Raw genomic sequence first — 20126 nt, 5'->3', positions numbered from 1 at the left:
AGGAAGTGATTGAATACAAAACGAGAACAACCAATCGTTTTATTGATCAGGATCGCTTGTGCTTTATTTGGATAGATACGAAATTTATACGCTTTATTGATCATCCTTCGTTTCACCTCCATTTCGATATATGTCTATTATACACCAAACATACATTCGTTTGATAGTGAAGTGATTATGACAAATTGTCCGGTAACACTTTACATATGTCGAACAATTAAGATGACTTCCTGTCATCTCTTGTTCGAAGCCAATTCATCTCCCACCTAATCGCTGGGCTACGTCCTTCACGCTCCTTGAGGAAGGAGTATTCTTGGCTAAATTGATAAAACTCGTCAACTAATAGCATGAAAACAATAAAAAAACTCTCTCTAGGAGAAAATTTTTTAGTGATTTTACATAACAACTATTTATTCCTTCTCCCCTAAAAATGCTTACTATAGTAAATTTCTGTAGTAAAGTGCTAAAGAATATTTTGACTTTCTAATTTAAACGAAAAAAGCACTTAAGAATGTAATTTTTACAAATCTTAAGTGCTTTTTAATTTTTTATAAAATCTTCTTATTGCCCATTATTAGCAGGAGCTTCTCCTGCATTCCCGCCAGTATCTGGTTGTGTGGTCGCTGGTGGAGTTGTATTCCCTTGACCTCCCCCATTATTTGCTGGAGGTGTCGTATTTCCTTGGCCTCCTCCATTATTTGCTGGAGGTGTCGTATTTCCTTGACCTCCTCCGTTATTTGCTGGAGGTGTTGTATTTCCTTGACCTCCCCCATTATTTGCTGGAGGTGTTGTATTTCCTTGGCCTCCTCCGTTATTTGCTGGAGGTGTTGTATTTCCTTGGCCATTTCCTTCATTTTGTTTCTTTTGTTCTTCTTGTTTCTTCTGCTCTTCTAGTTTCTTTTGTTCTTCTTGCTTCTTCAGTTCCTCTTGTTTCTTTTCTTCTTCTTGTTTTTTAAGTTCTTCTTGTTTCTTTAATTCTTCTTGCTTTTTCTCTTCTTCAGTTTTTTGCTGTTGATCTTGTTTAGGTTGTTCCGTTGTATCCGGTACGCTCGTATTTGGAGAAGAATCACGTTTTTCCCCTTTTATACGCAGCTCACTACCTTCTTGAATTACACTACTTGGCATTTTAAATCTTGATTTATCTGTAGCCATCTCGCTCATCATTTCTTTAAAGATCAACTGTGCAATTTTCGTATTTTTACTACTAATATACTCGTCTTTACCATCTTTCATATACCCAGTCCATACTGCCATCGTATATTGCGGCGTATAACCTGCAAACCAACTATCACGAGTTGCACTTTCTGGAATGTTATATTGAGCTAATTGTTTTGAAGCATAGTTTGTTGTACCTGTTTTTCCAGCTACATCTAAAGAACTTATATTTGCCGCTGTACCAGTACCTGATGTCACTACTGAACGAAGCATATCAGTAATCATATATGCTGTAGAGTCAGCTATAACTTGTTTTGGTTTTTGCTCAAAACTTTGTGACTTGCCGTCTGGATAAACTACTTTCTTAACAAAATGCGGTTTTGCATACTTTCCACCATTACCAAATGTCGCATAAGCACCCGCCATTTCAGTTGGTGATACTTCGTTTGTACCAATAGCGGTAGATTCTGCCAGCGGTTTATTAAATGTAATACCTAATTTCTCAGAGAATTCCTTTGATTTATTAAGTCCTACTTCTTTTGCAGTTTTAACCGCTGGAACGTTACGTGACATTTTTAATGCTTCACGCATAGTAATTGGACCTAAATGACTTCTGTCCGCATTTCGAAGTTCTTGTCCAGTTGAATATTTAAATGGAGAATCATCAATTTGATGATACGTAGCCCATTTTAAATATTCAATTGCAGGGCCGTAATCAAAGATTGGCTTCATCGTTGAACCAGCTGCACGATCTAAATCAATTGCCATATTATGACCTTTAAATACTGCTTTATTTTCACCACGCCCACTACCTATAGCACGAACTTCACCTGTTTTCGTATCCATAAATGTGAAAGCGCCTTGGAATTTATCATTTGGATAATTAATAATATTTTCATTTAAAATCTTATCCGCAAATTCCTGTGCTTTCGGGTCTAATGTTGTATAGATCTCTAAACCATCTGATCCAATATTGACATCTGGTATTTCCTTTTCTACTTCTTTCACTACTGCATCCATAAATGCAGTATGTGGCATTGCTTGAAGTTCCGTTGCTGTCTTAAGTCCCTTTGTCACTTCAACTTTCGAAGCTTCTTCCATTTCTGCCTTCGTAATATAGCCATGTCGATTCATTAATCCTAGTACAACATCTCTTCTTTCTGTTGCCCTTTGAATATTTTCCGTTTTTGTTGGATCGTAGTTATTAGGTGCTTTCGGCAAACCTGCAAGCATCGCAACTTCTGGTAATGTTAACTCTTTTAATTCTTTACCATAGTAATTTTGTGCCGCAGTTGCGATTCCATATGAACGGTTTCCTAAATTAATTTTATTTAAATACATTTCTAAAATTTCATGTTTTGAATACTGTTGTTCTAGCTTATACGCTAAATATATTTCCTGAACTTTACGTTTTGATGTTTTTTCCATCGATAAGAAGTAGTTTTTAATAACCTGTTGCGTTATTGTACTTCCACCTTGTGAGCCATAATCTCCTTTAAGACTCACTAACACAGCACGGGCAGTACCTTTAAAGTCTACTCCGCTATGCTCATAAAAACGTGCATCTTCTGTTGCTAAAAATGCATTTTCTACCAATTTAGGTATTTGATCATACGTAACATTCGTCCGTTTTTCTTTCCCGTATTCATATACTAATTTGCCGTTTTTATCATAAATTTTTGAGGATAAAGGATTAACAAGTTTTGCTTTCTCAAGTTTTGGTGCATCCTTAATCATGACGAAGAAGGTAGCAACCCCCGCCACTAAACTAACAATACCAAGTAATAAACAAGTAATTAAAAACTTACGAAAGAATGATGTTTTCCCTTTTGGTTTTTGTGTTTTAGAAGCTGGCTGTTTTTTCTTTTTAACTTGTCGTCGCTCCTCTCGAGAACGATAATTTTCTGACATGTTACTTTCTCCTGCCTTTCAATTCTCCCGTTGATTTACTTAAAAATATTGAGGTCACTTTCTAAACTGAATTTAATTAAGAAAGTATATTGACCTGGAGCATTCAATATTTTCCTAATTCACAGATTATAAATTTTAGAATACTTCTTATACAAACTATTTTCACTTCTATTTTTCCTAATAATGCTGCCCCTTTAAGCATAGAATGTAAAAAGTGAATTTTTCATACCTCGTATAAATAATATACCTTTTTTTCAAATGGTCAATATTTTCTTATTTATAAATCAAAGGTGAAATAAAAATAGCACAACGATATGTACTTCGTGTGAACTTCCTTATAATTACGTATAACGAACATTTAATATATTGCATATAAGTATAATACCTCTTTAATTATATGGATTTCAACACCAGAACCCCAATACCTACAAGAAATTATTAAAAATGAAAAGTGAGGAATTCCATAATGATGAAGCTATCTCCCGTGATTTCAAAAAGTATAGTTGCTGTTGGCTATAATCCTTTTTCTATGATTTTACGCATTCAATTAAAGAGTGGAATGTATGATTTCTTTAATGTGCCTGAAAACATTTACACTGGTTTATTAAGCGCACAATCAAAAACTAATTATCACAATACTTATATTAAAAATTCTTACCGCTATACTAAAATTTAAACTTAAACAGAATGAAAAAAGAAAGGCAGTAGTCTCCCTTTCTTTTTTCATTTTCCGACTTAGCTATCTTCTATCCCTCTTATTCATTTCATCATATGCTCGAATTTGTTTTTTCAAACGCCGATCTGCTTTTTTATCATGTACAACTAGTATCGCATGTATAACTCCTGGAACCCAAAATATTAATGTTAATATGAAGTTAATTATCGCTTGAAATGGTTTGCCGCAAAATAATACGGCTACAGGTGGAAGAAGAATTGCCAATAAATACATCATCTCTTGAAAACTCCTCGTTTTGTATTTTTTATCTCTCTTCATACACTAATAAAACCAATTATCTTTGTATTTCATCTAGTAACTGTTCTACTGTTATATATTCTATTCCAATACAAAAAAACCTACCATTTCAACTTTTCTACTTATGTAAAATTGAAATTTTACATACCTCCTTTACATGAATAATTTCATACTTTTATTTTTTTCTAATCTTTCTTCTGTCTCTATGACAGTTAATCCAATCGCAGAAATAGCAGTTCCTATCGCTTGTATCCAAATACCAATGAGTGCTATTATCTTCTCATTTTTCTTATCAACCATACTGTCTTCATGTTCTATTTCGTTCTTTGATACATTAATAATACCTTGATACGCTTGAAGTCCAGCACCTAAACTTTGCAAAGAATTGCCTAGTATTATAATTCTTTGTATCGCTTTCATTTGAAGCAAAGCTGCTTCTACTCCTAAAAAAGCTCCTATCGATTGTAAACTGTTCCCGACAATAATGAGGTAATCATTCTCTTTCAATTGCTCATTTATATTAAAATATGTTCCTATTACATTTGATATATTCCCTAACGCTAATAACTCAATGCCCATTTTATCGAGCATTTCACTTTTATTCCCCAAACATATATTTTGATTTTCTCTTTCGCCTTCATCTTCGGTATCATTACTCGCTATAATTTGTAATATATACCCGAGGGCTTGTAACGAGCTTCCTACAATTACAAGATCTGATTCAACTTTCTCTTCTCCAATAAATCCTCTTGTCGCCCCAATAGCCGCCGTAAGATTTCCACCTACTTGATACCATGCTCCCGTCACTTTTAAACCGCTTGGATTCATTCTTATCACCTATTTAGAAATTTTCTATCGCTTTCGAAATACATAAATGTCATCCTCTTTCTCATATTTATTTTCTACATGTAATTTTGTGCATTCTATAATGTGTTAAAAATACAAAAAAGCACCTTTAAGGTACTTTTTTATACAAAGTGTGTATCACTGAAAATATGCTAATTCAATGTATATTTACATACATTCTGGGCATGTCAATGAAGATCCATTTTTATCTATCGTTATATTTAATATATATTTAATCGCATTACGGGACCATATTTCAGGTGTAGGTGATTCATTTACATACTGTGGTGCGCATGAATACAGCATTGGAGTGCTAATGCTCCCGCCTGGGTCTAAAGCAACAACAGCCATACCATTTGGTAACTCAAGTGCCATAGATTTCGTGATACCTTCAATTGCAAACTTTGAGGCACAATATGGCGCCAGCTCAGCTTCTCCCTCCCGGCCCCAACTAGAACTCATATTAATAATCATTCCTTCTTTCCTAGCTACCATCGCTGGGACAAATGCCCTAATTACATTTACTACACCATTTACGTTTACATTCATTACATTTTCGAATTCTTGAGCTGTTACTTTCCACAGTGGCGCATTTTTATTAACAATCGATGCATTATTTATTAATAAATCAGGTGCTCTATGTCTATGCAGTGTATAATTTGCCCAACTACTTACTTGCTGGGAGTCTGAAACATCAATTATTTGAAAATCATGTATATGACCGTAATATTTTTTCAATTCTTCAATTTTATCTTTTGAACGCCCACAGCCATATATAGTCCATCCCAATTCATGAAATCGATCAACCATTGCACGACCTAACCCTTGCGTCACTCCTGTAATCATTACAATTTTCCCAATTTCGTTTCGCTTCAAATATCTCTCCTCCTTTACAACATTTTACACTCTTCCTTTTCATTCAGCCATTTACTAAAGTATCAGCTCATTTCATACTTTAGAAGGATTTTTTATGTAAACAAAAAGAGTAACCATAACAGTTACTCATGCTTATATATCAAAAACATCATTATTTATTTCGTTGTTGCTTGTATATTTCAGCTTCTTTTTCCCACATTTCTTACACCGATACATATAAGCTACACCTAGATTATCTACTTTTGTTTAAATTCTCAATCTCATTTTGCAACTTTTTGAATTGTTCAAAATGCATAGTGATAGATTGACTATTGCCATAATCAATACTATGCTTCACAAATAAAACACCAGTGTCATGAAAAATTGCTTCCAGTTCTTTTCTGATGGATACTTTCATTATATGTGCTGTTTTAATAGCCGATAAAATTGCAATTTCATTAAACTTTAATTTAATTTCATTTGGACAAAATGCTTCTTCAACCAATATAACTTCATTGCTATAAATAAGTGCAACAAGATTACTTGATTTTGCATCTGTTAAATCTACTTTTTTTATAACATTATTCATTACATTTTGCCTCCTTTGATTTCGTATATATTAATTATACAATTGTTTTTTAAAAATTAATCGACCTTACATTAATTTTAACATACTTTTATTGTAGGATTAAGCTACACTTCAAACGTTTTACTATTCCACAATTTTTGTTACATGAACCATTTGGACTATAAAACCATATAGTAGTGTTAACAAATGATTGTAAAGCGGGTGAAAACTATGCCATCAGTTGTAGGGAATTTAGTTGTACAAAATAGTAATGGTTCATTTAACTTAGGTGATTTCTACAACGTTTCTCCGAAAGAAAATACGAAGGCTTATAATGGATCTGGTGCTTCAAACGTTGGTTTTGTTGTTAATACTTTTAATGGTGTGAGCGCGACTAATACGTTTGATTCTGACCTTGCAGATCAAAACCAAGTAGGTACAGCGTAGTCCTATTTTTTTCATCGTACTGTTTAGGAATAATAAATTTGTCTATACTATAATCAGGCTGTTACACAGCTATTAATGATTTTTGGAGTACCCTATCTTTTTCTCCCTTTCCCTGGGGCTTAGCAGCTAGTATGAAGCTAGCTGCTTTTTCGTTTCATTTTTTCTGTTCCTCATCTAACAAAAATAAAAAGCTAAAATTTAAATTTCAGCTTCCTTTACATTATTTCAATAATATCTGTAGTATTAAATACGTAAGTTTTATAAAATGCATCCGTACATATTACAATGCGCTTTAGCGGGTTTATATGCACAACTGTCATATAACTTGTAAGTATGTAGCCATCTTCAAAATATGTCACCAATATTTCTTTCTCAGACAATAATGACGTTAATAATTTATCAGAAATTCTCTCTTTTGCATCTTTTGTTAAAAGCGGTTTTTGTACTTTAAACTTCTCTCCAACAATCTTTCGCGTACTTAATAACTGTTCCGACATTACTGTAAATGGAACCCATTCTCTTTCTGCTTTCTGCAGCTTTACATCATTCATTTCTTTATCTCCTTGATCATTTATCCATTCTATTTCACATATATTGTTACTCAATTATTCTTTCATAATGCTAGGCTCATATTTCCCCCAGCATTAACAACTAGTAAAGCTCCCACCTTAAAATCGTCACATGAGATGTATATAAGTCGAAAACTAACCGCCCGTAAACGTCGAATTGGTGAAAGCTAATAATCAATGGACGATAAGCACCTCACTGATTAATGTTTCACTTTATTTCAAATTCATATACTAACTGCATTCAAAAGAACACTCGTTCTAATTATACACGAACATACATTCTTTTGAGAAGAGATATAATTATATTTTTAACAAAATATAATTCAAATCATTTTCTTATACATTTATCCATCATTGATTTTCTTCTTCATCAAATAAGTTTTTCACTTCCTATTTAATAGGAAGTTCACATATTTACTAAAAAAGCGACTTCATACAAAATGAAGTCGCTTTTTTCTAATAACGTATATTTCTATATTTATTTTTCTATCCTGACAAGTGTTCTTTCTGAAATCAAAATTTCATCAATTTTAAAATGATTTATTTTTAATTTTAATTCCCCACTCGTTGAAACTTCATACGTGTAACTTATTTGGAATTGAAACTCTTGTACAACTTCAAGCATACTTTCATCTAAAAAACACGATCCAAAAACAATTACATCATTAGAATCTGGATCTGTTAACGGAATTTATACATTACAGCCTATATAACTTGCTAAACTCATTTTCACTCCTCCAATATTCGTATACAAAACACTTTATATGAACATTTATCTACTCAAATATAAAATCGCTGCCTATACGAAAAAGTTTTAATTTTTCAAGTTTATTAACCAACTATAAAATGAAAGCATATATTATAAAGAACGAACTCACAAAATTTAGGGGATTTATAACGAACCACAATTCGTTCCTTATGAATTTCTATGAAAAGAGAGCAATGTAAATACTCTCTTTTCGTACATACTGTATAAAACTATTTATAAATAATTGGTCCTAATTATTAAATATATTTTGGTTGTACTATTATATGTAACTCCCTCTCTGTTTCTGCTTTTTTTGGATTACGAAAATACTCTAAATCGTACTTTAATACTTCATACTCAACCATCCCAATCTTAATCCCTTTCGTTACCTTTAAAATCGCTAATAAGTTACTTATATCTTCATCATACGATTCAAAAACCTTCCCTCCACCTTCTCTTTGAAAAATTACTTTCATATTTTCTCCTCCTACGTAATATATTTATCTATTAAATAATTCGTTTAAAAGTATTCTTTCTTTATCCTAAAAATTTCATACTAAAAAGAACATCCTTTTTTAGTAGAATGCTCTGCTTTTCACTTCATTTCGCATCAATAATTTTCAATAATATTGTATGTTTCATTCTGTAAATTATGCTTACCCACTTCAATAAAGTAAAAATTAAATCAATTAGGATTTTGTTCATTCTCGACTAATAATTAGCCTTCATCAATCAAATTGCCTACGAATAGCGGGAGGAGATTAATAAATTTACTTTATATTTAATGAAATTAAGTAAACGAAACATTATAATATCAACATTCTTTGAAGCATTGATCATTCCAATCTAAAATAATTACATAAATTCCCATTGTAATTCTTAATATTTAAATGTAATATTATATTGTCTTACTATCTATTTATAACTCACACACTAAGTAGAAAAGGGAACCTATATAGGTTCCCTTTTCTACTTACAGTCATTATTTCTTTTCTAGAAATTCAAATGTATTTTTAAATTCCTTATCATTTACTTTAATATCAGCATCTTTCAATAACTCATTGACTACTTGTTGTTTCCATTTACCAGTCGTATCTTGTAGTCTTTGCTGTTCTAAATCTTTACGAATTTGATCTTTTACTTCATCAAATGGCTTTAATTCTTTTTTATCTGTCACTTTAATAATATGGTAACCGTGAGTTGTTTTTACTAGCTCACTTACTTGTCCTGCATCTAATTTATATGCCGCTTCCTCAAATTCCTTCACCGTTTGCCCTGGAGCAAAACCAGTTATTTCTCCGCCTTGTTCTTTTGAACCAGGATCCTCAGAGTATTGCTTCGCTAAAGTTGCAAAATCTTCACCATTATTTACTTTCTCTTTCACTTCTTTAGCAGTCTTTTCATCTTTCACTAAAATGTGACTTACCTTAATCTCTGGTTTATAGTTATCTTTTACATCTTTTTCTGTGACAGTCGCTTTAATCGCTTTCTCAAATGCGATTTCCGGCTTCATTTTTTCTTTTAATTCATCTTCATTTTTCAATCCAACTTGCTCTAAAGTTGATTTGAAGTTGTCACCCATTTTATCTTTTGCTTCTTCTACTTGTTTTTTTGCTTCCTCATCTGAAACTTTATATTTATCTAGTAACGCCTTACTTAACACCATTTGGTATAAAGTACTTTCCCCATATTTTTGTCTTAATTCTTTACTTAACTCTTTCTCTGTAACATTTCCTACTTTTGATGTTACTACATTGTCTGAGGAACCACATGCCGATAATGCTAGTACTACGCATGAAATAATTGTTCCTAAAAATAGCTTTTTCTTTTTCAATTCGAAATACCTCACTTTTATTATTATATAAGAATAACTATACAATATACTTGTGTTAACAATGTGTTTTCCACATGTAATTCATTTCATTTGAATAAACTATGTATTAGTAAGATGACCCTTTACGTATTCCTAAAACATTCATTTACTTATAGGTACTTAATATTTAAATGTTCTTCCAATATCCAATTATTTTGCCCGATATCTACCGCATTTTTGGCTCTGCCCCACACACGAAAAGATTTTGCTCCATCAATATTACCTCTATAATTTATACATTCAGGCTCTGCATAATAGTTTACTCCATACCCAACGGGATATTTTGAAGATGCATAAAACCATTTCACATCAAAATATTTCACATATACCCATTGTTTATCGTTTCCTAAGCAAATCATATCTTTATCTGCGCCTCCCCAATAACCACGTATAACTAAATATGGCGTTTTTTGAGTGATTGTACCTGTAAACTGAGGGTTCGCAGGATTTTCATATACGTTTATACCATATCCATCATCATATTTTGAAACTGCAATACCAATACCATTTGATTGCTGCGTATCCTCTTTGTCAGATAGAATAGATTGATTTACTTCATCTGAGCCTATAAACCAAGAAAGCGACTTATTTCCTATTAATTGATTCAAATCGCATTTCCCAATACCAGGAACATATCCTGAATCAGTATATTGCCAAATATCACACGGATATGCTGGCTTATTCCCTCCATAACGAGGAATCCACACAAAATCAACTTCAATATTACGTGATCCAAATGATACATACGTGTGATGCCCCACATATAGTCCTACTTTTCTCGCACCTAAACGGCGTAATTCATCTATAAACGCTTGTGTCCCCCCTTGCATATCCATCATCGTTTGAATTTCTGCGTCCACCACCCAAAACTTAGCAGATTTATCTCCGCGATTCCAAAAATCTTGTGCCTCTTTCCTAGCATCAGCAATAGATATAAAACGACAAAATGCATAATTACCAAATGGAATACTGCGTTTCTTCATTTCATTCACATAACTTTGATACATAAAATCTACCATATTCGACCCATCTTGAACTCTAGCAATAACTAAATCTAGCTGAGTTGCTGCAATATCCCAATTAATCGTTCCATTCCATTTTGAAATATCGATAATATACCCCAATACAATTCATCCCCTTTTTATTATCATATTCAAAGCTTGTCTTATTGAAAGCTCCTTATACCTAATACTAGCTTTCTATAATATAAATAAGGAGAATCTATATTATTTTTCAAAAACGTATAATCTTTTAATTAAACTTCCACTAATTTTATTTATTTTTCATTCCGTCCATTCACAAATTCTAAATATGTACTATCATCTATTAGTAAATAATATCAATTCATTAACCTTTCATTAGCGCTATTATTAGAAATCATCGATATTAATCTTCTTTAGATTAGACTAATAAACATATGTATGACAGCTAACTTTCTGTGTTTCTTACGGTTACTCTATATTAACGAAAATAATTTATCTTTCATTTCTTATATATTTTCACATGAAACATTCTATCTTTATACGCTATATATTTATCAGTGGAAATTTCAGTCACCATCCGCAACTAGCTAGACACTGTATCGTTAATGCATACAAAAAAGACATTTTCTATTAAAGAAAATGTCTACTTACAATCTAGTAAAACAGTTTTGGTGTTAAATCTGTATTTTGTAATTGTTCACTCTCACCGCTCGGAACACAGCTTGTGGAGAATAAAATTGGGATATCACAAATGTCATCGTTCATTACATCATGAAATACATTTGCAGCAACACCAGTAAATATTTTACATAAATTTGAAATATCATCATTAAAAAATTGAATCACTTGCGCAGCAAAAACTGGAAAGACAACATTTGATCCACCAGGGAGCTGCGGCTGTACAACAACTTGTTCAAAATAAGGATTATTTTCTAATGCCACTTGAAATAAATGGGCAATTTCAAATGCATCTAGTGGACATGGAAGTGGATTTACAATGTTATTTTCATTATTCGTTACAATAACTGTTACACTTACATTCCCAAATTCAACAAAAGATTTTAGAAGCGTTGCTAACGCTATCGCTTTTTCATTACTTAACGCATGCACTAAAATAATATAATTCCCGCCAACTGGAATTAGCGGACCAACTGAAACAGTTGGATCAGCACCAATTGAATTTTTCAACTCATTGAAATATGTGATCCACGGTGGTGAAAGCTGAGCTTGTACATTTTCTTGCACTCTTTCATTACCTCCTAATACAATTCTTACTATTATAATGTGTATCAAAGAAAAGAGTGTATTAGATAAATTACTTATTTTTTGCTTTTACCTATTATATCGATTAAACATTTTATAAAATATTCTCAGCTTTCAATGCATTTTCCACATTCTTACCACGCCATAAAGCTCCATATCGTTATCAACTCAACTAAAATTTCATATTATATTAATACACCTTTATAATCTGAACGAAAACGCGCAGTATATGATACTGCAGATGAGGAGCTGATTTTATGAAAAAAAAACCTATCGTGGTCAAAGTTCCACCAAATTCAAAACTGAAAATTACCTTTTTCGGTCCTTGTAACGAGGTAATTACAAATGTTTCTATAATTAATCAACTTTCCACACCTAAGTGCCAAACTATTACGCAATATCCAAACTATAAAAAATACGAAACTGAAGTACGATCTTTATCAAATTGCTAATCCATTCAATCTACAATTGGGTTAACTAAACGACTTCGGTAAAAGACTAAAATTACTCATTTCATGATATTCCTTTGATAATCTATTGATTTTTCACACGTTTTTATTAACCGAGCATATATTATCGTATGGAGATTATCCACTCATAAAACCTATCTTTCTTTAGAGCGTACTTTTTATGTATGCTCTTTTTTTATTTATCCCTCATCCTGTACATATAAGATTGTTCACTTTTATATTTCATAAGTGGTAAACCTATCTGCTACTTATAAGCAATCTAATCAAGGTGTAACAATCCTCCTTTATTTATTATATGTTCACTATAATCCTTGCATTTTCTTTCGATTTTTGAGAAATTGAAAGAAAATGTTTTATTTTAATATCTTGATAAAAGGGGAGAATGTATGACTGTTGTACATATTAGGTGGTCTAAACTTTATAATTTATCTGAAATCAATCATTATGAAGAAGCTTTTTCAAAAGGTATATATGCAATTTATAGAGTGTATCGTGGAAAGGAAAAATTACTATACATCGGAAAAACAAAAAGAAGTTTTTCGAAACGATTACATGAACATTACAAAGATTGGATTCATGGAGCAAGAGGAATACATGTGAGGCTAGGGATTTTAGAATTTCCTAATGGAGGTAAGTATTCTGAGCAAAAATTATCCGATGTAGAGGCACTTTTAATTTCTTGGCATACACCGCTAGAAAACACCCAATGTACGAATTACTATATAGGAAGAGAAAACTTAGAAGTTATCAGCTTTGGACAAAGAGGATTAATTGATAAAAAAATAACTACTCAGAACTATGAATGGGCGTGAACTCAGATCATAAATTAGTTTAATAGGGTTTGACACTCTCCCCTTAAAGTTCGCTATAGTTTTTAACGTATCACAAGGGAATATAATGACGCCATTCAGAAAAGAGCTTGATAGCTAGATCGGGCTCTTTTTCTTTTAAAATATCCTCTGTTAAATTCGTGTATTCATTCATTTAAAATATTTTCCTTCTTAATTGACCATAAATGTATTAAAATCTTTATATAATCAAGGAGGTCAAACATGTTCAAGTTGCATCCGATTCTACTCATCTTAGGATTTATTTTATTTTTATATAGTGTAATCGCCTTAATGTTATTCCTTTCCATTCAATAACAATACCTACAAAAACTTATGTTAAATATGTAATTTCTATATAGTTAAGAAAAAGCCCGTAATTATACGGACTTTTATGTATTTATAAATTAAGATGTCTTTTCTATTCCATACGACGACTAGCAAATGTAATGCCAGAGAACTTTTACAACCATGTTACTCGTTTCGTTGTAGGCTTTTTATTGCCTGCAGAATATCTATTACTCATAATAAGATAGCACTTTCAGCCTTACATCCTAGCATGCAAAATTCTCTTGAAACAAGCTATATTAAGCCTATTTACTTATATATTTTAGAAAAACAATAATAATCCCCCACCACTTGGTAAAGGGGATTAACTAAACATGCTGAAAAATATTTTATTCTATTCGTTATTTAATTGGCGAAGGGAATCTTGCAGCTTCAAAATGTGAGCCGTCTTCCGAGGTACTTAAAACTCCGTCTATGCTACTTTGTGCATAAACCTCAACTTGATCTCCTTCATTCAATTGAATAATCGTCGAAACACTTACTACATTTCCAAAACTTATTGGACCAAAAAAATCATTATCTATAGCTATTGCTGCGTTTCCATTCACACGAATTTCTACACGAGCTCTATAATTTAAGTTAAAATCGTTTGGAAAGAAACCAATCGTTCCAATAATAGAGTAAACCCCTCTAGTCTTCGGAATAAAAGTAGACGTTGCCGGATTATACTCATTTGCTAAATCAAATTGTTCATCTTGGAACAATACCTTTACAAAAGTATTGGCAGGAACCGTTTGATCCACCGTATTTCTAGCTCTAAATGCTGATGCCCTTATAAGCATGTCCTTGTTGTTATTACACTTATTCGTGTTCTTACAACAATCATGCTGTTTCTTTTTATACTCTTTTCAAAACTTACAGTAGTTATAGCAAGACATACTAGTTCCCCTTTCATGCTTGTTCCTACATATTATGTAAGAGGGACTTGTAATGTTTGGACGAGCTATTATTTTAGTACTATACTTGCCACCTATTTTATGTGTACGTGAGCGAAAAAGATATCAATAAAAACACAACCTAGATGTATAGTGCACTCCATTCAAATTTGATAGATTCTTCTCTTATTTATTTTACTTTCAATATAAAAAAGAGCGAATCTACATTCGCTCTTTCCCACATATTTATGGCCCAAAACTTATCATCCAACCTAGCATAAATCCAAAGAAAGCAAACAGCAGCATAAAAACAAATAAACTACAAGCCCACAATGCATATTTTCGACTTTTTCTTTTTGTGATCATACCTACAACTGAGCACACCACTCCAATACCAACTATTTGTAGAAAACCTTTACCTATAAATGTTTCTTGAATAAGCAATATAATGTTCAAATACATTAGAGCTAAAAAGGCAATAATTAATGAAATAGTCCCCATCCACGATTCTTGTTTATACATATGATTCTTTCTTTTTTTTAAGAATGCCAATTCCATAACCTCGCTTCACCTACTTTCAATTTTCTAACTTTTTCGTGGCTCATTAATTTTTCAACTTCTCCTTTAGGTCCAGTTACAACTGCCCCATAAGTTTTCACCCCATTTTTTTCAAGGAAAGAAATTCGCTTTGACAACTCTAATACTTTCGCTCTAGATAGCTTCACTGCTAAATTTTCATACTTCTGTAATGACTTTAAAACAGTAATAAATTGTTCCTCATGAGGTGAATCACTTTCAAAAGCACCACTTGGACTTGCAATCATATCTGCTGGGAAGCCAATCGGGGCTACATACATACCCTCATCATTCGTTTGCTTCTCCTCTAATCCTGTATTAACGGCATACCAAACGATATCAATAGTAGGAAACATATCTGTTACTTCTTGTACACTTAATAATTCCCTAAAAGATACAAATGCTTCTACAACAGACTCTTGTGGAAGACCCTTTAATACCTGTGCTTCTTCGCTACTATTATAGGACGCATTATAATTATTAGGATGAGACAATACTTCGTTATCTATATACGGGATTTCTGGAATTTTTTCATCTGTTGTATATTCACGGCTTACTTTCGTTGCTGTACTTAATAAATAATCTGTTTTCTCTTCTCCTATTCGAATATCTTTCTTCCCTATCCTTTTATACAAATCAAAATGCAATTGTAAACTAAGTGGTAACAACGTTTGCTCCATGTCCCTATCTTTCAAAAATACATTTGGTTCTGTTACACTTAACGTTTGATTTACTACATTCCGTATCTCCATCGCGTTTGTAGGTGCCAATGTATAATATAAAAGTGTAAATATATATAAAATAGGTTGAATGAGTAATAAAAAAGTAAATACAATTAAAACATTTGTAATACGCGCTCTTTTTTTACCTATTTTCAACACTTGCTCTTGTTTTCCATCAGGTAGTGAAGCCGGTCTTTGATGAAGAGCTTCTTGTAGCAATTCTTTATAATCATCTTGTTCAGAATGAGGTTTATCATTTGTCATTTTGACTCTTTTCCTCCTTTAACAATTCTTTTAATCTCTTTCTCCCGCGAAATATGTGACTTTTATACGTGTTTAACTTTAAATCTAATACAGATGCACCCTCTTCGTACGTTAATTGATGTACGTCACATAATAAAATAACTTGCGCCTCCACCACTGGTAAAGTATGAATAATCTGAATTAATTTTTCATAACTATTTTTTGCGACCACGTACTCTTCTGTGGATTCCCCTGCTTGTATTGTCTCTAATTCCTCCGTTCCTACAAAGGTTACTTTTTTCTCTTTCCTAACAAAATCAATAAACGTATGATATGCCACTTTAAATAGCCATGATTTTACCTTTTGGTTTTCATAGTCTTCTAAATAAAGATACGCCCTATAAAAAGTCTCCTGCATCAAGTCCTCCGCTACGTGATGGCTACGAGAAAGGGAAAATAAATACCGGTACACATCGTTTATATAAACCTTATATATTTCTTCAATCTCCATCCCCCTCCTCCTTTCATATATAACACGAATGAGCAAAATAAAAAGTTGCATTATTTTTCCTTTTTTCTTTTTTATTTATATAAAACAAACATCATTTATACATTTTAATAACCATTTACAATTATAAACAAAATATGTGATGTTATGACTGTGAATATCTTACAAGATTAGAAAAAACGAGTTGAATCTTCTTTGTAGGTTAATAGTTATAAGACAATTGTCCCGTTCGATATAACCACAGATATGACTTCGTTGTTGCATCTTAACCTGGTTCGCAGAAATAAATGTTCATGTATCCTTTCATGCAAAGCCACTAGTCATCATTTGTCATGATTAGATAAGTCCCATTCTTTTTTATCGATATCTTCTCATCAAAAAACTCCACTTGTATTATGTACGGAGATTAGCTCATCGGTTATTTACAAATTGTAGGTGGGGACTCTTTGACGTTTATACATACACAATTTCATCCCCCTCAATTGTTCCCGTCATTCACGTGCAATAAGACTCACACCTCAAAATTCGGCACTTGCAAGAAAATTAGGCGGGAACCGCGCTACTCATAAAATCCGATTGGTGAGGGCTAATAATCGGTTTTGGATGCCCGCCCCATACTGATTGAACTTTCCATTTATAAATTAAATACAGTTCCATATGGGATAGTAAGAAAAGAACTTCCATACGGTGTAATAGGTTGCACTGGATAAAAATATTCCATGGATGAATAATATGGCTGGATACTTTGTTGCTGCATTTGCATTTGTTGTTGCATTTGTAACGCTTGTTGAACAGCTTGAACTGTACTTTGTGCTCCACTAAACGTTATTGATGTACCATACGCTGGGCGTATACCAGCTTGAGAATAAAAATACGAATAAAACATTATTGTCAGCTCACTTCCATATAAGTTATTACAAATTATGTTATGATTCTTTATTTCAGGGAGTGCTGAAAACTAGTACACTAGCTTTTAGTAACATTCCATTATTGCACTTACTCGTTTCAATTATTAAATAACCTTACGTAAAATTCTATATGGAACTGTATTAGATCCTAATTCAATTAAACTTATAATTATCATCAAGTCTTTACAATACTACTAGTCTCATAAGAACACCTTCATTTTGTTTACATATACTTTTACAAAACATTCCTGGGTATATCACATATAACTTATACTCATAAGCACTTTACATCTAAAAACAAATATTGATTATCTTATGTACTTACTATTTAAATTTTTTAAAAGGAGGTAATTATGAAAAATAATCAAAACTCAAACGATCCGTGCGAAAAATTCCAATTCCCCTGTTTTATTTCTATATCCTCTTGCGATCAAAGTAATTGTTGTACACCTGTTTTTTTCTCATTTTCTCAGCAACAAGAATTATTGTCCCTAATTAACCAATTAAACCAAGCTATCCTTTCTTTCTTTACCACGCCAAATCCAACAACTATACAAATACTTCAATCTGTATTACAGGCATTAAATGATTTAATCATTACAGTACAACCAAATACTCCAAATAGAAATTTAGTTATACGAACTATCACTCAATTAATCAATTCTTTGCCTACTGCATCTCTTACTCAAATCTCTGCGTTATTCCAATTTCTATTCCAAAATTTATCTTCACTCGTTAGTTGTTCCAATATATCGGACCCATTGTTACAACAAACATTCAACTTAATTTTGCAAGGAATATTGAATAGTTCTCTATTAAATATTACCGGAACACCCGGTCCTACTGGGCCTAGAGGATTTCCAGGACCTAAAGGAGCAACCGGGCCACAAGGTGTGCAAGGACTTCAAGGGCCGGAAGGGCCGGAAGGACATACTGGGCCACAAGGTGTGCAAGGTATGCAAGGACCGGAAGGGCTTGCAGGACCAACTGGACCTCAAGGCGTGGAAGGACTTCAAGGACCAGAGGGACCGGAAGGACCGACTGGACCTCAAGGTGTGCAAGGCATTCAAGGACCGCCTGGGCCACCAGGACCGACTGGTTCTGGGACTGGAATGGGAGTTCCTGGACCACCAGGGCCTACTGGACCTCAGGGGGTACAAGGAATTCAAGGGCCAGAAGGAGCCGAAGGACCGACTGGACCTCAAGGTGTGCAAGGACTTCAAGGGCCGGGAGGACTCGAAGGGCCGACTGGACCTCAAGGTGTGCAAGGACTTCAAGGTCTCGAAGGACCTGAAGGGCCGACTGGACCTCAAGGTGTGCAAGGTATTCAAGGACCAGAAGGACCACCTGGACCTACTGGAGATTGTGAGTGTCCAACGGGACCTACGGGACCGACTGGGCCAACCGGACCGACTGGACCTGCATGTAATTTCCTTGTTTATGTTACAAACGCAGGAGCCATAGACGATCCCACAGATGATACAGTATCTGTAATCAACACCGGAACAAATACAGTTGTTGCTACAATTACTGTAGATAATGCACCACTCGAAGTAACAGTCTCACCAAATGGAACTCGCGCTTATGTTACTAATATTTTTTCTAATACCGTTTCTGTTATTAATACTGCCACTAATATAGTTGTCGCTACCATCCCTGTTGGATCTAATCCAATCGGTGTAGCTGTTACTCCAAATAACACAACTGTTTATGTTGGAAATCACGGTAATAATACTGTTTCTGTTATTAATGCTGCTACTAACACTGTCATTGATACAATTCCTGTTGGCAACGCTCCGCAAGGAATTACTGTTTCTCCAAATGGAACCTTTGCGTATGTTGCAAACGAATTAAGCAACAATATTTCTGTTATTAATACTGCTACAAATACAGTTAGCGCTACCATTCCGGTTGGCATTCGTCCTAGGATAATCGTCTTTACACTAGATGGTACTCGTGCGTATGTAACAAATCAAAACAGCAATACTGTTTCTGTTATTGACACTGCTACTAATTCCGTAATTAATACAATTAACGTAGGTACTGAACCGGTTGGTATAGATATTACACCGGATGGCACTCGAATTTACGTTGTAAATAAAGTTAGTAATAATGTATCAGTAATAAGCGTGGCGACAAATACTGTGATTGATACAATTCCTGTTGCTTTATCCCCAGATCAAGTAACCATCATACCAAATGGAACTCTCGCCTACGTTACAAACCAAGGTAGCAATACTGTTTCTGTTATTAATACTGCTACTAATACGGTTATTGATACGGTTCCAGTAGGCGTTGCTCCAACTGGTATAGCAACTGGAACTATTTGTGAATAAAATAAAAAAACAGAGGGACACAAAATAATCTGTACCCTTTGTAAAGGACATTTTGAAAAAAGTTAGGCAACATCAAGAAGATGATTTCTGTATCCAACAGGAGTCATCTTTTTTAAATTCCA

General features: G+C 33.3%; 21 protein-coding genes and 1 pseudogene. 5 read left to right on the top strand and 17 right to left on the bottom strand.

Features of this window, described 5'->3' with window-relative positions; genetic code table 11:
• Together FOT98_RS25890 and FOT98_RS25880 are read right to left on the bottom strand one after the other, a co-directional pair.
• Nucleotides 1-104 (bottom strand): helix-turn-helix domain-containing protein (locus FOT98_RS25890; protein ID WP_100632342.1); only part of this gene is annotated, 104 nt, incomplete at its 3' end.
• Nucleotides 105-561: 457 nt separating this feature from the next.
• Nucleotides 562-3066, bottom strand: a complete 2505-nt coding sequence (locus FOT98_RS25880; protein ID WP_063262814.1) for a PBP1A family penicillin-binding protein — start codon at nucleotides 3064-3066, stop codon at nucleotides 562-564.
• 466 nt (nucleotides 3067-3532) lie between these two features.
• On the opposite strand from FOT98_RS25880, the gene FOT98_RS25875 reads away from it, so the two are divergent.
• Nucleotides 3533-3742, top strand: coding sequence for a KTSC domain-containing protein (locus FOT98_RS25875; protein ID WP_063262815.1), 210 nt, complete (start codon nucleotides 3533-3535; stop codon nucleotides 3740-3742).
• 63 nt (nucleotides 3743-3805) lie between these two features.
• On the opposite strand, the gene FOT98_RS25870 is transcribed toward FOT98_RS25875, so the two are convergent.
• The 4 genes from FOT98_RS25870 to FOT98_RS25855 form a co-directional block, all read right to left on the bottom strand.
• A complete protein-coding gene (locus tag FOT98_RS25870; RefSeq protein ID WP_063262816.1) occupies nucleotides 3806-4018 on the bottom strand; it encodes a YqaE/Pmp3 family membrane protein in 213 nt (70 codons plus the stop codon).
• 174 nt (nucleotides 4019-4192) lie between these two features.
• Nucleotides 4193-4867 carry a DUF6944 family repetitive protein gene (locus FOT98_RS25865; RefSeq protein WP_063262817.1) on the bottom strand — a complete coding sequence of 225 codons (675 nt, stop codon included), beginning with the start codon at nucleotides 4865-4867 and terminating at the stop codon, nucleotides 4193-4195.
• Nucleotides 4868-5053: 186 nt separating this feature from the next.
• Nucleotides 5054-5761, bottom strand: a complete 708-nt coding sequence (locus FOT98_RS25860) for an SDR family oxidoreductase (RefSeq protein WP_063262818.1) — start codon at nucleotides 5759-5761, stop codon at nucleotides 5054-5056.
• Between the two features lie 232 nt (nucleotides 5762-5993).
• The gene (locus tag FOT98_RS25855; protein WP_061679481.1) at nucleotides 5994-6329 is read right to left on the bottom strand and encodes a hypothetical protein; all 336 of its coding nucleotides are present in this window, start codon (nucleotides 6327-6329) and stop codon (nucleotides 5994-5996) included.
• A 210-nt stretch (nucleotides 6330-6539) separates the two neighbouring features.
• Here FOT98_RS25855 and gerPF point away from each other — a divergent pair, with 210 nt between their 5' ends.
• On the top strand, nucleotides 6540-6755 hold the full coding sequence (gene gerPF / locus FOT98_RS25850; protein WP_001141565.1) for a spore germination protein GerPF: 216 nt from the start codon (nucleotides 6540-6542) through the stop codon (nucleotides 6753-6755).
• Nucleotides 6756-6970: 215 nt separating this feature from the next.
• Here gerPF and FOT98_RS25845 read toward each other — a convergent pair whose 3' ends face one another.
• The 6 genes from FOT98_RS25845 to FOT98_RS25820 all read right to left on the bottom strand — a co-directional run bounded on the left by FOT98_RS25845 (nucleotide 6971) and on the right by FOT98_RS25820 (nucleotide 12173).
• Nucleotides 6971-7306, bottom strand: a complete 336-nt coding sequence (locus FOT98_RS25845) for a YolD-like family protein (RefSeq protein ID WP_063262819.1) — start codon at nucleotides 7304-7306, stop codon at nucleotides 6971-6973.
• Nucleotides 7307-7802: 496 nt separating this feature from the next.
• Entirely contained in the window at nucleotides 7803-8015 is a 213-nt protein-coding gene (locus tag FOT98_RS25840; protein ID WP_080467799.1) for a hypothetical protein, read from the bottom strand.
• Between the two features lie 314 nt (nucleotides 8016-8329).
• Complete coding sequence (locus FOT98_RS25835; RefSeq protein WP_063262820.1) at nucleotides 8330-8548, bottom strand: hypothetical protein; 219 nt, start codon at nucleotides 8546-8548, stop codon at nucleotides 8330-8332.
• A gap of 506 nt (nucleotides 8549-9054) precedes the next feature.
• Nucleotides 9055-9906: a peptidylprolyl isomerase PrsA gene (locus FOT98_RS25830; RefSeq protein WP_063262821.1), complete on the bottom strand. Its 852-nt coding sequence runs from the start codon at nucleotides 9904-9906 to the stop codon at nucleotides 9055-9057.
• Nucleotides 9907-10055: 149 nt separating this feature from the next.
• On the bottom strand, nucleotides 10056-11069 hold the full coding sequence (locus tag FOT98_RS25825) for a glycoside hydrolase family 25 protein (RefSeq protein ID WP_063262822.1): 1014 nt from the start codon (nucleotides 11067-11069) through the stop codon (nucleotides 10056-10058).
• A gap of 513 nt (nucleotides 11070-11582) precedes the next feature.
• A complete protein-coding gene (locus FOT98_RS25820) occupies nucleotides 11583-12173 on the bottom strand; it encodes a hypothetical protein (protein WP_063262823.1) in 591 nt (196 codons plus the stop codon).
• Between the two features lie 275 nt (nucleotides 12174-12448).
• Between FOT98_RS25820 and FOT98_RS25815 the strand changes: the two genes are divergently transcribed.
• Complete coding sequence (locus FOT98_RS25815) at nucleotides 12449-12643, top strand: hypothetical protein (RefSeq protein WP_016717419.1); 195 nt, start codon at nucleotides 12449-12451, stop codon at nucleotides 12641-12643.
• A gap of 404 nt (nucleotides 12644-13047) precedes the next feature.
• Nucleotides 13048-13473, top strand: coding sequence for a GIY-YIG nuclease family protein (locus FOT98_RS25810; RefSeq protein WP_016717418.1), 426 nt, complete (start codon nucleotides 13048-13050; stop codon nucleotides 13471-13473).
• 704 nt (nucleotides 13474-14177) lie between these two features.
• Here the strand turns inward: FOT98_RS25810 and FOT98_RS25805 are convergent.
• The 5 genes and pseudogenes from FOT98_RS25805 to FOT98_RS25785 form a co-directional block, all read right to left on the bottom strand.
• Nucleotides 14178-14714: pseudogene (locus tag FOT98_RS25805) on the bottom strand (C1q-like domain-containing protein).
• A gap of 243 nt (nucleotides 14715-14957) precedes the next feature.
• Nucleotides 14958-15269, bottom strand: coding sequence for a hypothetical protein (locus FOT98_RS25800; RefSeq protein ID WP_061679488.1), 312 nt, complete (start codon nucleotides 15267-15269; stop codon nucleotides 14958-14960).
• The gene (locus tag FOT98_RS25795) at nucleotides 15251-16273 is read right to left on the bottom strand and encodes an anti-sigma factor (protein WP_063262825.1); all 1023 of its coding nucleotides are present in this window, start codon (nucleotides 16271-16273) and stop codon (nucleotides 15251-15253) included. Before FOT98_RS25795 ends, FOT98_RS25800 begins: the two co-directional genes overlap by 19 nt.
• A complete protein-coding gene (locus tag FOT98_RS25790; protein ID WP_063262826.1) occupies nucleotides 16263-16763 on the bottom strand; it encodes a sigma-70 family RNA polymerase sigma factor in 501 nt (166 codons plus the stop codon). Before FOT98_RS25790 ends, FOT98_RS25795 begins: the two co-directional genes overlap by 11 nt.
• Before the next feature lie 631 nt (nucleotides 16764-17394).
• Nucleotides 17395-17646: a DUF3947 family protein gene (locus FOT98_RS25785; RefSeq protein WP_063262827.1), complete on the bottom strand. Its 252-nt coding sequence runs from the start codon at nucleotides 17644-17646 to the stop codon at nucleotides 17395-17397.
• A 375-nt stretch (nucleotides 17647-18021) separates the two neighbouring features.
• Between FOT98_RS25785 and FOT98_RS25780 the strand changes: the two genes are divergently transcribed.
• Nucleotides 18022-20004 (top strand): collagen-like repeat preface domain-containing protein, encoded by a 1983-nt coding sequence (locus tag FOT98_RS25780; protein ID WP_063262828.1) that lies wholly within the window; start codon nucleotides 18022-18024, stop codon nucleotides 20002-20004.
• Nucleotides 20005-20126 lie beyond the last annotated feature (122 nt).

The organism is Bacillus sp. HY001 (assembly GCF_007558965.1).
Lineage (GTDB): Bacteria > Bacillota > Bacilli > Bacillales > Bacillaceae_G > Bacillus_A > Bacillus_A mobilis.
Note: the sequence above shows the minus strand (reverse complement) of the source record. Positions and strands in the feature narration are given on the sequence as shown.

Bases quoted from the DNA above. Each gene is read 5' to 3' on its own strand.
- FOT98_RS25785 (WP_063262827.1), bottom strand. From the start codon at position 17,646: ATGTTTTATTCGTATTTTTATTCTCAAGCTGGTATACGCCCAGCGTAT.
- FOT98_RS25835 (WP_063262820.1), bottom strand. From the start codon at position 8,548: ATGAAAGTAATTTTTCAAAGAGAAGGTGGAGGGAAGGTTTTTGAATCG.
- FOT98_RS25855 (WP_061679481.1), bottom strand. From the start codon at position 6,329: ATGAATAATGTTATAAAAAAAGTAGATTTAACAGATGCAAAATCAAGT.
- FOT98_RS25880 (WP_063262814.1), bottom strand. From the start codon at position 3,066: ATGTCAGAAAATTATCGTTCTCGAGAGGAGCGACGACAAGTTAAAAAG.
- FOT98_RS25875 (WP_063262815.1), top strand. From the start codon at position 3,533: ATGATGAAGCTATCTCCCGTGATTTCAAAAAGTATAGTTGCTGTTGGC.
- FOT98_RS25870 (WP_063262816.1), bottom strand. From the start codon at position 4,018: ATGATGTATTTATTGGCAATTCTTCTTCCACCTGTAGCCGTATTATTT.
- FOT98_RS25800 (WP_061679488.1), bottom strand. From the start codon at position 15,269: ATGGAATTGGCATTCTTAAAAAAAAGAAAGAATCATATGTATAAACAA.
- FOT98_RS25780 (WP_063262828.1), top strand. From the start codon at position 18,022: ATGAAAAATAATCAAAACTCAAACGATCCGTGCGAAAAATTCCAATTC.
- FOT98_RS25865 (WP_063262817.1), bottom strand. From the start codon at position 4,867: ATGAATCCAAGCGGTTTAAAAGTGACGGGAGCATGGTATCAAGTAGGT.
- FOT98_RS25810 (WP_016717418.1), top strand. From the start codon at position 13,048: ATGACTGTTGTACATATTAGGTGGTCTAAACTTTATAATTTATCTGAA.
- gerPF (WP_001141565.1), top strand. From the start codon at position 6,540: ATGCCATCAGTTGTAGGGAATTTAGTTGTACAAAATAGTAATGGTTCA.
- FOT98_RS25795 (WP_063262825.1), bottom strand. From the start codon at position 16,273: ATGACAAATGATAAACCTCATTCTGAACAAGATGATTATAAAGAATTG.
- FOT98_RS25845 (WP_063262819.1), bottom strand. From the start codon at position 7,306: ATGAATGATGTAAAGCTGCAGAAAGCAGAAAGAGAATGGGTTCCATTT.
- FOT98_RS25815 (WP_016717419.1), top strand. From the start codon at position 12,449: ATGAAAAAAAAACCTATCGTGGTCAAAGTTCCACCAAATTCAAAACTG.
- FOT98_RS25790 (WP_063262826.1), bottom strand. From the start codon at position 16,763: ATGGAGATTGAAGAAATATATAAGGTTTATATAAACGATGTGTACCGG.